The organism is Sphingobacterium sp. MYb382 (assembly GCF_037572665.1).
In the GTDB taxonomy this organism is placed as follows: domain Bacteria; phylum Bacteroidota; class Bacteroidia; order Sphingobacteriales; family Sphingobacteriaceae; genus Sphingobacterium.
Genome location: NZ_JBBGZT010000023.1, coordinates 95,002 through 110,602, shown reverse-complemented (window position 1 = coordinate 110,602; position 15,601 = coordinate 95,002). Strand labels below are relative to the sequence as shown.

Below are 15,601 nucleotides of genomic sequence, written 5' to 3'. Positions count from 1 at the left end.
GCATACACAAAGCCGCAATTGGGAGAAGCAATCCTATTTTTATTTTCGTGTTCAAAATTTTCATTTCAATGGAATGGTAATTTGTAATTAAATAACGTGCTAAACTTTGATTCCCTAGAAGGTTAAATTAAGGTTGAAGCCGTAAGTTCTTGATGCTGGAAGCGTACGCCATCCACTAAATCCAATATTGGAAAGATAGATGAACTCGGAGTCCCCAAATGTATTAGACTTATCCCTGATATTGATTAAGTTGCGCCCAATCAAGGCAATGGAAGCTGTCTTGATAAAACCTATGCGATTTAATGTTTGTGTAGGCAATGTGTAGCGAAGGGACACTTCACGAAGCTTAATGTATCTTGCATTAAAGGAGTTAGGCGCTAAAAACGAACGCTGTGCACCGAGCCACCATGCTTGATCGTCAGCACTCATGACACTAGTATTAGCCTCATAAACACCTGGACTAACTTCTATTACGGAGTTCGGCATAATAAATGGTTCACGTCCATTGGCTGCTGTACGTGGCAACAGCCCGTTATTTAGGATGCTTTCCGCAGAAGCGGTATGAAATACACTTCCCCAACGCGAATCTATCTGCGCACTGAATTCTACCTGCTTATAGCGGATAGAGGTATTGAAACCTAACATATGTACGGGCTGTGAGGTACCTACTTTAGTATCCTGCGCTGCCTGTTTAACATTTCCGTTTTTATCAACGATGATTCGTCCTTGCGGATCGCGAGCATAATCTGACAACATAAATGTTGGAAAGCGTTCGCCTACAACAAAATAATTATTCTTAAACAACTCTAAAGCACCAGTACCTGGCAACTCAATGGCGCGGTTGTCATTATGCGTGTAGTTGGCGCCTACGGTAACTCTCCAATCCTTATTCGCTACGACATCTCCCGATAAGGTAAGTTCTAAAGACTTACTGCGCATACGTGCCGCATTCATCATAGCGCTTTTAAAGCCTGTTACATAAGAGGTATTTACCTCTAAAGCCTGATCTCTAGCATCTGCATAGGCATAAGTAGCCTCCATGCGAATCCTGTTGCGCAAGAAGTTCAACTGCGTGCCCACCTCCCAAGAGTAGACAAACTCTGGCTTTAGATTATAATTCGCATTCGTGCCGCTCATCTCGAAACCGCTAAGGTTGCCATATGGGAAGCCTGGGCTGGCAACGTAGGTGTTTACCAGTTGATAAGGAGCGACAGAAACATTGGCTGTTTTACTCGCTGAAGCGTATAGTTTACCGAGCGACAAAATGCTATTATCTTTTAGGGCCTCAATGGCATCGCTAAATATAAAGGATACGTTTCCGCCCGGATAAAAGAACGTACGGTTATCCGGATTCAATAGAGAGACCGTTTCATTACGTCCGTTGAAGGTAGCAAACAGGTAGTTGTTGTAGCCTAGCGTAACCTCCCCAAAGAAGGAATAACGACGGGCATGTGTTTTATAAGTGCCGCCACTTAGGTTCCCTGTCCTGTTATCCTGATTATAAGTATCTGGAATCAAGACTGCATTGGAGCCTACTTGAACAGAATTTGCGGTTTGATCTTGGTAGTTATGGCCTATCAAAGCGTGTAAGGATAGCTTCCCAAAATTGCGGTCATACTGCAAGATAAAATCACTATTAGACTGCAAGGTAGACAGTGTTCTATCGACAACGGAACCTGCCTGATTAGCAGGTCTAGCGTAGGCTTTACCATCTGCACCAAATACGGAGGCATAGGTTATGGGCGCGTTCTCCGTGCGCAATGCCGTGTTAACATTGGTCAGACCGATACGGTAAATGGCTTTAAAATAGTCATTAAACGTATAGGAAAGATTGATATTACCATTCAGATTATTCTGCGTATTGTAACGACGCTGGTTGTCAATCCCCCAGTATGGGTTGATACTGCTATTGGAAAAGAAATAATCAGGACTTGCCTTCGGGTCATTTCTCCAATCTTTTAGCTCTGTAATCGGGATATACAAAGGAATAGACCTTACATTATTCCACGGTTCGGAGGTTGTTGTATTATCTTCAGTGCGCACGTAGGAAACACTATAACCCGTTTCCAATTGGTTGAATTTACGGCTACCGTTAAAGCGTAAGCTTGTTTTATTGCTTTTATCTTTAGGCACTGTTCCTTTGGTTAGCACATGCTGTGCCGACATGTAAAAAGTGGATTTATCGTCACCTCCAGAGAAGGTTAAGCCATTCTGCTGCGAAATACCTGTATCGAAAAACTTGTTCTTCTGATTCTTTATCGGTGAGAATGGTAAGCTCCATTGTGTTCCATCGGGTAGCTTAGGTCCTACTTGTACCGTGCTTCCGTCATACTTAGGACCCCAAGAGCGGATTTCATAAGGCTGGAATACCCCGTTGAAGCCTGCGCCAAATTCATCTTGGAATTCGGGTAGCCAAGCTATATTTTCTAATAATGTACTGTTGGAAAATGCGATCTGTCCGGATCCGGATTTACCCTTCTTGGTTGTTACTAAAATAACACCATTAACACCCTGCGACCCGTAGATAGCGGCTGCATTAGCGCCTTTGAGTACGGTAATCTCTTCAATATCATTTGGATTGATGGCCGAAAAGGCGGAGGTCGTACGTGCCGAATTGGCAAGCTGCGGATTGAGTGACTCAATAGCTGGCATCGGAACACCATCTACAACAAACAAAGGCTCATTGGCGCCATCCGCTATATTGCGCGCTCCACGAAGGGTAACACGCACTTGCGGGTTGACACCCGAATCGTACATATTTATCTGTAATCCTGCTACTTTACTCTGCAATCCCGTCAATGGGTTTACTACAGCAGCCTGATTTAAGCTCTTATCACCAACGGTAGCCGTAGATACCCCTACTTGGCGCGCCTCTCTACGAATCCCAAAAGCGCCGGTAACCATCACCTCTTCAATGATTTTAGGGTCTTGGCTTAAGGAAATTTGTATATGTGGGGCTCCATCAACCTGTAGTTCATTGGGTTGATAACCCACAGATTGGAACAAAAGGATATCTCCTTTATTTACGACTAAGTTAAACTCTCCTTTTTTATTTGTAGTCGTTACTTGTGTTCCTCCTTTTACCCGAATGGTAACACCAGACAATGACTTCCCGCTTTTGCTATCCAGAATTGTCCCCTGCAAACGCGTCTCTTGAGCGTATACAGTATGGCAATAAAGTCCCAAAGCAAGCAAAGAAAGGGATTTGAAATTTCGTATCATTATGATAAGTTTGTGATTAATAACGTTGCGAAACTACACTATTTAGAATTAGTCTAGGTCTTGTTTGCTATTGCTAAATGATAAATTCAATTCGTCATTTAAAAAGCATAGTCATGGAAAAATATGCTATATACAAGTAACGGATGCCTATTATTATTCTTTAAAGAGGAATGTATAATGATACGGCCTGCGCGACAAAGGAAGTATAAGAAACTTATACATAGCATCATGAATAGACTTACATCAGGTTGTTCGTGATATAAGCTGCATCGACACTGTATGAAATACGCAGTTTGAGGTTTACAATTTGGAATCGGGTAAATGCCCTATTATAGTGTTTGTTAAGGCTATTACTGAAACTAGGCCTTCTTTTATTTGAAAAAATCCTTGGTTTTATTGTTCTATTATTCTTACCTTTGCACTTCCGTGAGTGCGGAACAAAGATTTAATTAATAAAATTATTAAAACAATGCAACAGTACGAATCTGTAATCATTCTTACCCCGTTGCTTTCTGATGATGCTGCGAAAGAGGCAATTGCTAAATTCAAAAGTATCCTTACAGAAGGCGGAGCCGAGATTGTCGCTGAAGACAATTGGGGTTTGAGAAAGTTAGCGTATCCAATTGAGAAAAAAAGCACTGGATACTATCACTTAACTGAATTCAAGGCACCAGGTGAATTAATCAAAAAATTAGAAGTTGAATACAAACGCGATGAGCGTGTAATGCGTTTCTTAACGATCGCGTTAGACAAACATGCATTAGCATTCAACGAGAAAAAACGTAGCGGTGCGTTTAACAAAAAAACTGAAACTAAAACTGAGGAGGCATCAAACTAATGGCAAACGAAAATATCCAATACGTGACTGCTCCTAAAGTTGAGGACAACCGTAAAAAGTATTGCCGCTTCAAAAAGAACGGTATTAAATATATCGACTACAAAGACGCAAACTTCTTATTGAAATTTGTAAACGATCAAGGTAAAATCTTACCTCGCCGTCTTACTGGTACATCATTGAAATTCCAACGTAAAGTTGCTCAAGCTGTAAAACGTGCGCGTATTATCGGTTTATTACCTTACGTAACAGATTCATTAAAATAAGGAGGAGACAACATGGAAGTTATTCTAAAACAAGATATTAAACACCTAGGCGAAAAAGACGATATCGTAGTTGTAAAGCCAGGTTACGGTCGTAACTACTTGATCCCTCAAGGTTTTGCTACCTTAGCAACTTCATCTGCTAAGAAAGTATTAGCTGAGAACATTAAACAAGCTCAGTTTAAACAAGATAAAATTAAAAAAGACGCTACTGAATTAGCTACTAAATTAGAAAGCATTAAACTTTCTATCGGTGCTAAAGCTGGTGAGACAGGAAAAATCTTCGGTAAAGTAAACAGCATTCAAATTGCTGATGCTTTGAAAGCTCAAGGTTTTGATGTTGACCGTCGTCGTATCACTTTTGAAGTAGAGCCTAAAACTTTAGGTGAATACATCGCTAACTTAAACTTACACAAAGAAGTGAAAGTTCAAGTTCCTTTTGATGTAATCGCTGAGTAATTAGCAACATACACATAGAGAAAGCCTTTCTACAATTTGTAGGAAGGCTTTTTTTGTAAGGTTATTTTTCTTATTTTGCGTATATATCCTAAAACTATATACAAAACTATGAGACGCCCAATCCCCGCATTTCTATTGCTTTCTAGTGGCCTACTGTTGTTCGCCTGCAACTCCCCTGCGAGTTCAAATGCGAATACAAACGATGGAACAACTGCAATTATAGATAGCATTTACCCTCCTGTTGAAAAGAATAAAGCTAATTCTAATTTCCAACCTGCTTTTAAAGGTCAAACGCGTATTGCTGGTGTTAAAACACAAACACCTTACAGTACGACTATTGTGACCAAAGCATTGAAATCACCATGGGGTATTGCCGTACTTCCTGATGGCCGACTATTGATTAGTGAAAAAGAAGGTACGTTCCGTATTGTAGCGAGCAATGGTCAAGTAAGTCAACCGATAACTGGAGCTCCGAAAGTTGATTCGCAAGCACAAGGAGGGTTATTAGGCCTTACGATAGCACCAGACTTTGCGAAAACACGCGAGGTATACTGGGTGTTTGTAGAGCCTGTTAAAGGAGGTAATCATACGGCGGTAGCTAAAGGTAAACTAGCTAAAGATGAAAAAACAATTGAAGGCGCTACTGTGATCTACCGTGCATTGCCTACTTTCAATGGTAAGCTGCATTATGGTGGACGTATCATCTTCGATAAACAAGGAAACCTACTCGTGAGTACTGGCGAGCGTTCTGAGCTAGAAACACGCCCGCAAGCGCAATCATTGAACTCTGCATTAGGTAAAATCTTAAGAATAACAAAAGAAGGAAAACCAGCATCAGGAAATCCGTTTGCTGGACAGAAAGGTGCTTTACCAGAAATTTATAGCTATGGACACCGTAATATTCAAGGACTGGCTATCCATCCACAAACAGGTGATCTATGGGAAACGGAGTTTGGTCCGCGTGGTGGTGATGAGTTAAATGTTATCTCGCCCGGAAAGAACTATGGCTGGCCAACGATTACGTATGGTATTGAATACAGCGGAAAGCAAATTGGCAATCCAGTAATTCAGCAGAAAAAAGGATTAGAGCAACCTGTTTACTACTGGGATCCGGTATTGTCGCCTAGTGGACTTACGTTCTACACCGCGAATAATATCCCGGAATGGAAGAACAGCTTATTCAGTGGCGGCTTAAGCAGCACGCATATCGCTCGTTTAGTAATCAAGGATCGTAAAGTTGTAGGCGAAGAGCGTCTATTAGCGAAAGAAGGTCAACGTTTCCGTGATGTAGCTCAAGGTAAAAATGGAGAATTATTCGCCATTACCGATGCTGGATTCTTATACAAAATTGATAAAAAGTAACAACGAGATAGTAGGCCTCTACCCTGTTGTTTGTAGATAAATAACAGCGATGACGCTTACTGATTAAGCATGTTTAAAAGACCAAATCTGTTCGGATTTGGTCTTTTAATTTTAGTATCTTTACCGTATACATATCATATTATGCGCAATCTATTTTTACTTTTTGCTCTTTTTATATACAGCTCACAACTGCTTTTCGCACAGACAAAGTTGAATGCGACAGATTTTGTCCAAGCGTATGAAAAACAAAAGAAAGCGCAGCTTATTGATGTGCGAACAAGCGATGAGTACCAAGCGGGCCATATCTCCAAGGCGCAAAATATAAATTGGTCTGACCGGGCCGCTTTTGATGAAACTACCAAAAAGCTGAATAAGAAAAACCCCGTTTTTGTATACTGTCTAAGTGGTGGGCGTAGCGCTAAAGCGGCTGAAGCACTAACGGCACAGGGCTTTCAGGTATTTGAACTTCAGGGTGGATACCTAAGCTACCAGCAGCTGCATGATACGCCGGCAGCGACTAAGGATAAGGGTTTATCTGTAAATGACTTTGAAGCGATTAAGACAGCCCAGCATTTGGTGCTTGTGGATTTTACGGCCACTTGGTGTGGCCCTTGTCAAGAGATAAAGCCTTTGCTTGTAAAAGTGGAGAAAGATAAGTCCTTAGGTATTAAAGTCGTATATATCGATGCAGACACCAATAAAGACTTGTTAAAGACCTTAGCGGTACAAGCTATACCTCGATTGCAGCTTTTTAAAGCTGGTAAACTGGTGTGGGATTATACCGGGTCTATTGATGAACAAACCTTAACCAACGAACTCAAAAAACACCGATAACATGATTAATGAAACAGCATTAATGGCGGCAGCAGTTTTAGCTGCTTTGGCAACCATCTTGGGCGCTTTTGGAGCGCATGCTTTTAAAAAAATATTACCTGAAGATAAACTTAGCTCCTTCGAGGTTGGCGTTCGCTATCAATGGTATCACGCCTTGGCTTTGCTCGTTGTAGGCTATCAAGCAGATTTCACCCTGCAGAGTGTCCGTCTGGCTTGTTATTTTATGCTAATTGGTGTTTTGCTTTTTTCTGTCAGCATTTACCTGCTTGCCTTTGCAAATTATTGGAAAGCAAATCTTAAGTTCTTAGGCCCCATCACTCCGCTTGGTGGCTTGTTGATGATTATGGGCTGGGTATCTCTTTTAGTGAGCTTTATCTAAGGCCGATTTATTATAGCTTTTATCAATCGCGTGCTGAATCATAAAGACACTTATCGGAGTATACAGAAATGGATTTTATCCCTAATAGGCATCGCTGTGCTTGTGGGCAGCACCTCTGCCCTTTTCTTGTACATGCTGAGCTGGGTAACGGATTATCGGGAAGGTCATTTTTGGCTATTCGGCTTGTTGCCTTTTGTCGGAGTCTTTATTGTATGGATTTATCGTAGTTATGGCGCTAATGTGCAGGGAGGAAATCTACTCATCCTCGCCGAATACCGTAACCCAAAAACGGTATTACCTTTACGCATGGCGCCTCTTATATTTTTCAGCACCTTACTTACGCACCTGTTTGGTGGTTCTGCAGGTCGTGAAGGTACGGCCATACAATATGGAGCAAGCCTGGCCGATCAGTTTAATCGCTTCTTTAAATTCGATACTGCCGATAGAAAGATTCTCCTCCAATGTGGTATCGCCGCTGGATTTGCCTCGCTATTTGGTACGCCTTGGGCAGGCTACCTATTTGCTTTAGAAATTGTAGGCTGGAAGGCTAAGCGCTGGCAAGCTTGGGTGCTTGTACTCTTGAGCTCCTTACTCGCTGCTTGGGTATGTAGCTTATATGGCAATCAGCATACCCTTTACCCTACGCTAATGGATATTCCTAAGCTAGGTTTTATGCCACTGCTATGGGTAGCTTTAGCAGCCCTTTGCTTCGGACTTACGGCACGTGCTTTTGTACTCCTTAACCAAGGCTTAAAAAAAGCATTTGGATGGATTAAGCAGCCCCTCGTAAGGCCATTTATCGGTGGATTAATTATTGTAGCTTGGGTTTATTTCTCGGGCACTACTCGTCATATTGGCTTAGGCATACCTACTTTAGTAGCGAGCTTCGATAGCGCGCTAGAGCCCTATGATTTTGCCATTAAAATACTATTGACCGCGATTACGTTATGTGCGGGTTTTAAGGGTGGCGAAGTTACTCCTTTATTTTTCATTGGAGCGACTTTAGGAAATGCGCTCTTTCTATTTATTCCGTTGCCACTCGCTTTACTCGCGGCTATGGGGCTTGTAGCTGTGTTTTCTGGATGTACCAAAACACCTATCGCCTGTACCATAATGGGAATTGAGCTCTTCGGCGGAGAGGCTTTTATATGGTTTGCTATAGCCTGCTTTATAAGTTATGCAGTGGCTGGAAAGCATGGCATCTACACAGAAGAAGAGCCTGTCCAACCACTTAACAAATAAACTTATAGCGCTTTGTAAAGCGTTAAATAACGTGCTATGGCTTCTCTTTTCTCGGCCGTTAAATGATAGTCTAAATGGACTGTAAAGTACTTTTTGTAATCAAAGTCGGCATAGATAGGAAGTCCAGGAATGACCTTTTCAGGTTGTGACACCCCCTCCGCCAAAGCTGTGTTAAAGGCTTCAACAAAAGCTGCTGGCAACGGTTTCTTTGCTGCCCATACGGCATAAGCAAAGGGTAATCCCGTCATTTCTTTCCAGTATTGTCCTAAATCATAGGCATAAGGAACCGTTCCTTTTTTACCAAAAGTACGGTCGCCAATCAGCACATAAGCATCGGCCTCTCCTTCAGTCACCACGTCTACATCAACTTTCCAGAAATGTTTCAGAAGAATTCTAGCCAGCCCATTGGAGGTGCGTGATTCCGGATCTAAGCGCAGACTTTTAATTGCATGTATTGGTTTTTCGGAGAAGATAAAAACAGAGTCTACAGCACCATCACTACCAATACAATAATCACCAATTAGCTGATAGTCCTCCAAAGAAGCTAAGGCAGCAATAGGGATAATTCCCATGTCGGCCTCATCGGCCAATACTTTCCTTGCACATTCACTTGGGTAATCGACCGATAGGTCTATTTGTTCTATCAACGCTGCTGAAGCTTTGATACCTTGCAGAAATGGTAAGGTATTGGTATAAGATACAGCAGATATCCTTATTTTACTCATCTATTAATCCTTCTAAATGCGCTGTATTATAATAATCGCTGATACGAAACGTACCATCTTCATAATCTAAAATGTATAATGCGGTATTGGTATGCGGAAAATCATCCATCTGCTGCACAGGTACTCCTGTTAAGTGTGTTAGCATAATGCGTAACGCCCTGCCATGCATACAAACCAAAACCGTATCTTCATCGGGTTGCGCCAACATATGCGCGATAGCCTCTTTCTGACGTTTAACAACCTCATTTGGAGACTCACCGTTTGTAATACTAAAATCTAAATTCCCATTACGCCATTCCTCAACCACTTTTCCAAAGCCATCTAAGATATCAGAACTCTGCACTTTCCCTTCATAATCGCCCCAGCTGATCTCATCAAGACCTACAAGCTCCTCGAAAGGGATACCTAGCGCGATAAAATTGGCTACCGTCTGTTCTGTACGTAACAAGGTGGAAATATATACTTTGTTAAAAGGAACCTCCTTGTAGGTATCGAAAAAGGCCTTAGCTTGGTTAATGCCCGTAGCATTTAAAGGTGAATTCACACCTCTACCTTGGACTATCCCTTTTAAGTTCAAGTCTGTCTGTCCGTGACGGATAAAATAAAATGTTTTTTTCAAATCGAATTAATCAACAACGGGTAAAGCGTAATATTTGGGTTTTACTGCACCTTCAAATTCTACGTCTTTGAAATCTTTAACAACCCCGTAAAGTGTATCGCGCTCAATTGGATGGCGACCTACATTCTTTATCAGTTCTACTAACTCTTGTGTGCTCATACCTGGTTTCTGCTCTTCAGCACCTGCCATAGAATAAATCTTGGTGGTATCATCTAGTGTACCATCAATATCATCAACACCGAAAGCTAATGACAGCTGCGCAGTATCACGCGAAATCATTGCCCAGTATGCTTTAATATGGTCGAAATTGTCCAAATAAATACGAGCGATAGCGTAGTTACGTAAATCCTCAATAACAGATACCTCCGGAATATTATCCATCTGGTGTCCTTTATTTCTGAATTTTAAAGGAATGAAGGTTTGGAATCCACCTGTTTTATCTTGCAACTGGCGTAAACGCTCCATATGGTCTACACGGTGCCAGAATGATTCAATGTGACCATAAAGCATCGTCGCATTGGTACGCATACCCAATTTATGTGCTTGCTCATGAATGTCAAGCCATTGCTCTGCAGTACACTTATCGCCTGATATCTGCTCACGAATCTCTTCATGAAAAATTTCAGCACCACCACCAGGCATAGAATCCAAACCACAGCTTTGAAGGTATTTTAAACCTTCATAGTGGCTAAGTTTAGCCTTCTTAAAAATATAGTAATACTCTACCGGCGTAAGGCCTTTGATATGTAAGTCGGGACGGTGTGCTTTACACTGCTGGAAGAAATCTGCATAAAAAGCTAAGTTCTGCTTCGGTACCACCCCTCCTGTTATATGCACTTCGGTAACGGCTTCATCGTCATATTTTCTAACGATATCCATCATACCTTCAACTTCCATTTCCCACCCTTGGTCACGTTCTTTGATTAAACGTGAATAGGCACAAAATTTACAGTCATATACACAAACATTGGTAGGCTCAATATGAAAGTTCCTATTGAAATAAGTAACGTCGCCATGGCGCTTCTCGCGGATATAGTTAGCCAGTACACCTAAGTAGCCTAGCTCTCCTTTTTCGTATAATATAACGCCCTCTTCATAGCTAATTCGCTCACTGTTAATCACCTTCAGGGCAATACTTTTTAAACTCTCGTCTAAGTTTTTATCTTGAATTAAAAAATCAAGTTTTTGCGTTGCATTCATTTCTATCTCCTATCTAACAAACTTAGCTAAATTTACGTTTAAATACAATAAAAAGACCGGATGTTCATCTTTAAATAATGTCATAAAAACGTGCCTAAAGCTTTAAAAAGCCCTTTACAATACCTACTACCAAAATGATGCCTCAACGGAAGTAAACCGAAAAAAGACAACATACATATACAAAAAAAGGCGATTTTTTAAATCGCCTTTTCTATTATACAGAGAACTGTTGCATATCGATAAGTCGTTTATACAGACCTTCTTTAGCAATAAGCTCTTGATGTGTTCCTTCCTCTTCAACAACGCCAGCGTTGATAACAACAATTTTATCGGCGTTTTGAATCGTACTTAAACGGTGGGCAATAACAACCGTAGTACGGTTTTCCATTAATTTATACAGGGAGTCTTGCACTAATTTTTCGGACTCCGTATCGAGTGCAGAAGTAGCCTCATCCAATAGCATAATCGGTGGATTCTTCAATACAGCACGCGCAATACATATACGTTGACGCTGCCCGCCAGAAAGCCTAGCACCACGGTCACCAATATTCGTTTCGTATCCATTCTCACTCTTCATAATAAACTCGTGTGCATTCGCAATCTTAGCCGCATGCTCTACCTCTTGCTGTGTAGCTTCGGTATTAGCAAAAGCAATATTATTAAAAATGGTATCATTAAATAAAATAGACTCCTGATTTACGGTACCCATCAAGGCGCGTATATCATCCTGCTTCAAGTCACGTACATCCGTACCGTCAAGCAAAATCTTTCCTGTATTCACATCCATGAAACGAGGTATCAAGTCAACCAAAGTAGACTTTCCTCCACCTGAAGGGCCTACTAAAGCGACTGTCTGTCCTTTTGGAATGGTAAGATTCACATTTTTCAATATCTCTTTATCACCGTAAGAAAAACCAACGTTATCAAATACGATTGTAGAATTGAACGTAGAAATCGTTTTTGCATCTTCTTTATCGGTAACGGAGCTTTTTTGGTCGACAAGCTCTAAAACACGCTCCCCAGCAGCAATACCGCTGTGAATATTAGAAAAGGCATCCGTTAATGCTTTTGCTGGGCGCATCACTTGGGAAAATACAGCGATGTAACCGATAAATTCAGAAGCTTTTAATTCACCTTGCCCTGAAAGAACCAAATTACCACCATACAACAAGATGATAGCGACCATCACCACCCCTAGCAACTCGGACACAGGCGACCCCATTTGCTGACGACGAGCCATACGGCGCATAATCTTGGAGTAGCTTTCACTCTCACCGTTGAAACGATTCTTAATAAAAGATGTCGCGTTAAAAGCCTTAATTATTTTAATCCCTGACAATGCTTCATCCAAGTAAGAAATCATATTAGCATACGATTGCTGACCTTCACGTGCTTGTGAGCGCAATTTCTTAACAATACGAGAGATAAAAAAAGCAGATACCGGGATAACAAGTAAAGAGAATAAAGTCAATTTCGCCGAAAGCGAAAATAAAACAAAGATATAAGCAATTAACTGAAGCGGCTCTTTAAAGACAACCTGTAAAGTGCCTGTCACAGAGAACTGAACAACCTGAACATCTGAAGCAATCTTAGACATGATATCTCCCTTACGTTGGCTATTGAAATAGCCCAAATTAAGGTCCATAACACTATTAAAAACTGATTTACGCAGGTTTAACAACGTATGGATGCGTAAGTTCTCCATGATACGCTGGGATAGATATCGGAAAAGATTACTTATAAATACAGATATTACAATGACGATACAAACATACTTCAAAGCCTCATAAGGCCCTAAATCGAAGTATAGCTTATCCGCATAGTAGGTAAACCAGCCGCCCAAATCACCAATGCCATCTGGCTTTGCTACAGCTTCAACAGGAGTAAGATTAGCATCTCCTGTTCCTTTAAATAAAACTTGCAATAAGGGAACTAAAAGGGCAAGGTTTAACGTTCCAAAAACCACGGTAATAATCGTACAGATAATATACGGAATCGCATATTTCTCAATGGGTTTTGCAAACGAAAGCAGTCTAAAATATGTTTTCATGTATTATGATAAGCCACAAAAGTAATAAAAGCTACTTGTATTATATACTCCAAGCCCTAGGAATATCACCGTTTGCCCTTTTTAGGGCGTTCAACATACATAATTTTACACAGCGTTTATGTTTCATAGGCTCCACACAACCGATAACGTGATATTGTCAAGCCCTACGATATTTTACGATACCGGAATAATTGGCAAACTTTTTCAAGCTAATTAATAAAGTTTTGTTAAGGATTATCTGTAATTTAGTCAGCTTAAATTGTATATACGCATGAACATTAACGTTGCGAAAAGACTACAACAAACTGAAGAGTATTACTTCTCGAAGAAACTTCGAGAGATTGATGCGATGAATAAAAGTGGTGCGCAGGTTATTAACCTGGGCATTGGTAGTCCTGACCTCCCTCCACACCCGTCGGTGATACAGGTGTTGAATGAAGAATCTGCTAAGGCAAACACGCATGGTTATCAAAATTATAAAGGATCTCCAATTTTGCGTCAAGCCATGGCCGACTGGTATCGTCGTTATTATCAAGTTGAGCTAAACCCAGAAACAGAGATATTACCATTGATAGGTTCTAAAGAAGGTATCGTACATATTTGTATGACCTACTTAGAGGCTGGTGATGAGGTTTTAGTGCCTAACCCGGGGTATCCTGCCTATAGCAGCGCAGTGAAACTGACGGAAGCAACTATCGTATCTTACGAATTACAAGCTGACAAAAATTGGCAACCCGACTTTGAAGAACTTGAGAAGCGTGATCTTTCTAAGGTTAAAATGATGTGGATTAACTATCCGCATATGCCCACAGGCGCTTTAGCAACGCAAGAGCTTTTCGAGCGTATCATTGCCTTCGGGAAGAAACATAATATTTTGATATGCCATGATAATCCGTACAGCTTTATCTTAAACGATGAGCCTCGCAGTATTATGGCTGTTCCTGGCGCCATGGATATTGCTATAGAGTTAAATTCGCTTAGTAAATCCTCTAACATGGCCGGATGGCGTGTTGGTATGTTGGTGGCCGATGCGGCACGTATTAACGAGATCCTACGCTTTAAAAGCAACATGGACTCGGGTATGTTTCTACCCTTGCAGCTAGCAGCAGCTAAGGCTTTGCAGCTAGACAGCGATTGGTACACCCAGCTAAATGATACCTATGCACGTCGTCGCGCTAAGGTGTTTGAATTGATGGATTTATTAGGATGTACTTACAGCACGGCGCAAGTTGGACTTTTTGTATGGGCTAAAATCCCAGGCACCATAGCCGACGGATATGCCTTAACGGATAAAGTTTTGCAGGATGCCCATGTGTTTATTACGCCAGGCGGTATTTTCGGCTCCGCCGGAACAAACTATATCCGTATTAGTTTATGTGCTAGTGAAGAAGTATTAGACAAGGCTATTGCACGTATTAAAGAAAGTATTTAAATCATGAATATAGCTATAGTTGGTATTGGTCTTATTGGTGGATCCATAGGTATCCGCTTAAAAGAAACCAATTTTTGTGATAAAATAATTGGCGTTGAGAAAAACGAAGCCAATCAAAAGAAAGCCCTACAGCTCGGCTTGGTCGATGAGATACAAACCTTGGAAGAGGCTATTCAGTCGGCTAAAATCATTGTACTGACGGTTCCTGTGGACGTTATTATGCAATTGCTCCCTAAGATTCTTGATCAGGTGACCGATCAGGTCATCATAGACATGGGCTCAACGAAGACAAACATTCTACAGGCCATTGCGGAGCATCCGAAACGCGGTCGCTATGTTGCTGCCCATCCGATGGCTGGTACGGAGTATTCAGGCCCTGAAGCTGCTATTCCGGATTTGTTCAAGGATAAGGTCATGGTTTATGTCGAAGCCTTCAAATCGGATGAAGATGCTTTTGAGTTGGCAGATGCGTTGACGGAGCAGCTCGAGATGAAAACGACTTTCATGAATACTGAGGAGCATGATGAGCATACCGCTTATGTGTCGCACATCTCCCACTTGACATCCTTCGCTTTGGCGTTGACCGTCCTGGAAAAAGAGAAGTCGCAAGGTCGTATTTTTGAATTAGCAGGATCGGGTTTTCAATCGACCGTACGTCTAGCGAAATCATCGCCAGACATGTGGGTGCCTATTTTCAAGCAAAACAGGACGAATGTACTTGAAGTATTGGAAGAGCATATCAAGCAACTCCAAAACTTATATGATAAACTAGAAGAAGAAGATTATTCCGGTTTACATAAACTCATAAAAAAATCGAACAAGATTAAACGTATTATTAAGTAGGCGCTGCCTACTTAATAATATTTCCATTTTTCTGAAAGAAGATTTGCAATATAAATAGCAATACCTTACATTTGCTTCATTATTAATAAAAATGACTCCATTGTTCACAACACATAATCATTTGCATCATCGCCAG

Annotated in this window: 14 protein-coding genes; 9 read left to right on the top strand and 5 right to left on the bottom strand. The window is 41.2% G+C overall.

The genetic code is table 11. The annotated features are described in order from the left end of the window. Positions 1–114: 114 nt before the first annotated feature. Positions 115–3,222 (bottom strand): SusC/RagA family TonB-linked outer membrane protein, encoded by a 3,108-nt coding sequence (locus WH223_RS10130; protein ID WP_340047503.1) that lies wholly within the window; start codon positions 3,220–3,222, stop codon positions 115–117. Positions 3,223–3,691: 469 nt separating this feature from the next. Here WH223_RS10130 and rpsF point away from each other — a divergent pair, with 469 nt between their 5' ends. The 7 genes from rpsF to WH223_RS10095 all read left to right on the top strand — a co-directional run bounded on the left by rpsF (position 3,692) and on the right by WH223_RS10095 (position 8,596). Then, on the top strand, positions 3,692–4,060 hold the full coding sequence (rpsF, locus tag WH223_RS10125) for a 30S ribosomal protein S6 (protein ID WP_340047502.1): 369 nt from the start codon (positions 3,692–3,694) through the stop codon (positions 4,058–4,060). Continuing rightward, positions 4,060–4,323: a 30S ribosomal protein S18 gene (rpsR, locus tag WH223_RS10120; protein ID WP_103906215.1), complete on the top strand. Its 264-nt coding sequence runs from the start codon at positions 4,060–4,062 to the stop codon at positions 4,321–4,323. Before rpsF ends, rpsR begins: the two co-directional genes overlap by 1 nt. A 12-nt stretch (positions 4,324–4,335) precedes the next feature. Beyond that, positions 4,336–4,779 (top strand): 50S ribosomal protein L9, encoded by a 444-nt coding sequence (gene rplI / locus WH223_RS10115; protein ID WP_340047501.1) that lies wholly within the window; start codon positions 4,336–4,338, stop codon positions 4,777–4,779. A 108-nt stretch (positions 4,780–4,887) separates the two neighbouring features. Further along, on the top strand, positions 4,888–6,141 hold the full coding sequence (locus WH223_RS10110) for a PQQ-dependent sugar dehydrogenase (protein WP_340047500.1): 1,254 nt from the start codon (positions 4,888–4,890) through the stop codon (positions 6,139–6,141). 141 nt (positions 6,142–6,282) lie between these two features. Beyond that, on the top strand, positions 6,283–6,975 hold the full coding sequence (locus tag WH223_RS10105; protein WP_340047499.1) for a thioredoxin domain-containing protein: 693 nt from the start codon (positions 6,283–6,285) through the stop codon (positions 6,973–6,975). Position 6,976: 1 nt separating this feature from the next. Further along, positions 6,977–7,354, top strand: a complete 378-nt coding sequence (locus WH223_RS10100) for a DUF423 domain-containing protein (protein WP_340047498.1) — start codon at positions 6,977–6,979, stop codon at positions 7,352–7,354. A gap of 30 nt (positions 7,355–7,384) precedes the next feature. Next, on the top strand, positions 7,385–8,596 hold the full coding sequence (locus WH223_RS10095) for a chloride channel protein (protein ID WP_340047497.1): 1,212 nt from the start codon (positions 7,385–7,387) through the stop codon (positions 8,594–8,596). A gap of 2 nt (positions 8,597–8,598) precedes the next feature. Here WH223_RS10095 and WH223_RS10090 read toward each other — a convergent pair whose 3' ends face one another. The 4 genes from WH223_RS10090 to WH223_RS10075 form a co-directional block, all read right to left on the bottom strand. Then, positions 8,599–9,321 carry a menaquinone biosynthetic enzyme MqnA/MqnD family protein gene (locus WH223_RS10090; protein WP_340047496.1) on the bottom strand — a complete coding sequence of 241 codons (723 nt, stop codon included), beginning with the start codon at positions 9,319–9,321 and terminating at the stop codon, positions 8,599–8,601. Beyond that, complete coding sequence (locus tag WH223_RS10085; protein WP_340047495.1) at positions 9,314–9,940, bottom strand: histidine phosphatase family protein; 627 nt, start codon at positions 9,938–9,940, stop codon at positions 9,314–9,316. Before WH223_RS10085 ends, WH223_RS10090 begins: the two co-directional genes overlap by 8 nt. Before the next feature lie 6 nt (positions 9,941–9,946). Then, entirely contained in the window at positions 9,947–11,140 is a 1,194-nt protein-coding gene (gene mqnE / locus WH223_RS10080; protein ID WP_340047494.1) for an aminofutalosine synthase MqnE, read from the bottom strand. Positions 11,141–11,354: 214 nt separating this feature from the next. Next, positions 11,355–13,190 carry an ABC transporter ATP-binding protein gene (locus WH223_RS10075; RefSeq protein WP_340047493.1) on the bottom strand — a complete coding sequence of 612 codons (1,836 nt, stop codon included), beginning with the start codon at positions 13,188–13,190 and terminating at the stop codon, positions 11,355–11,357. Positions 13,191–13,461: 271 nt separating this feature from the next. Here WH223_RS10075 and WH223_RS10070 point away from each other — a divergent pair, with 271 nt between their 5' ends. Together WH223_RS10070 and WH223_RS10065 are read left to right on the top strand one after the other, a co-directional pair. Beyond that, on the top strand, positions 13,462–14,622 hold the full coding sequence (locus WH223_RS10070) for a pyridoxal phosphate-dependent aminotransferase (protein WP_340047492.1): 1,161 nt from the start codon (positions 13,462–13,464) through the stop codon (positions 14,620–14,622). 3 nt (positions 14,623–14,625) lie between these two features. Next, positions 14,626–15,465, top strand: coding sequence for a prephenate dehydrogenase (locus WH223_RS10065; protein ID WP_340047491.1), 840 nt, complete (start codon positions 14,626–14,628; stop codon positions 15,463–15,465). Positions 15,466–15,601 lie beyond the last annotated feature (136 nt).

Bases quoted from the DNA above. Each gene is read 5' to 3' on its own strand.
- WH223_RS10075 (WP_340047493.1), bottom strand. From the start codon at position 13,190: ATGAAAACATATTTTAGACTGCTTTCGTTTGCAAAACCCATTGAGAAA.
- WH223_RS10090 (WP_340047496.1), bottom strand. From the start codon at position 9,321: ATGAGTAAAATAAGGATATCTGCTGTATCTTATACCAATACCTTACCA.
- WH223_RS10130 (WP_340047503.1), bottom strand. From the start codon at position 3,222: ATGATACGAAATTTCAAATCCCTTTCTTTGCTTGCTTTGGGACTTTAT.
- WH223_RS10065 (WP_340047491.1), top strand. From the start codon at position 14,626: ATGAATATAGCTATAGTTGGTATTGGTCTTATTGGTGGATCCATAGGT.
- WH223_RS10070 (WP_340047492.1), top strand. From the start codon at position 13,462: ATGAACATTAACGTTGCGAAAAGACTACAACAAACTGAAGAGTATTAC.
- WH223_RS10110 (WP_340047500.1), top strand. From the start codon at position 4,888: ATGAGACGCCCAATCCCCGCATTTCTATTGCTTTCTAGTGGCCTACTG.
- rpsF (WP_340047502.1), top strand. From the start codon at position 3,692: ATGCAACAGTACGAATCTGTAATCATTCTTACCCCGTTGCTTTCTGAT.
- WH223_RS10100 (WP_340047498.1), top strand. From the start codon at position 6,977: ATGATTAATGAAACAGCATTAATGGCGGCAGCAGTTTTAGCTGCTTTG.
- rpsR (WP_103906215.1), top strand. From the start codon at position 4,060: ATGGCAAACGAAAATATCCAATACGTGACTGCTCCTAAAGTTGAGGAC.
- mqnE (WP_340047494.1), bottom strand. From the start codon at position 11,140: ATGAATGCAACGCAAAAACTTGATTTTTTAATTCAAGATAAAAACTTA.
- WH223_RS10105 (WP_340047499.1), top strand. From the start codon at position 6,283: ATGCGCAATCTATTTTTACTTTTTGCTCTTTTTATATACAGCTCACAA.
- rplI (WP_340047501.1), top strand. From the start codon at position 4,336: ATGGAAGTTATTCTAAAACAAGATATTAAACACCTAGGCGAAAAAGAC.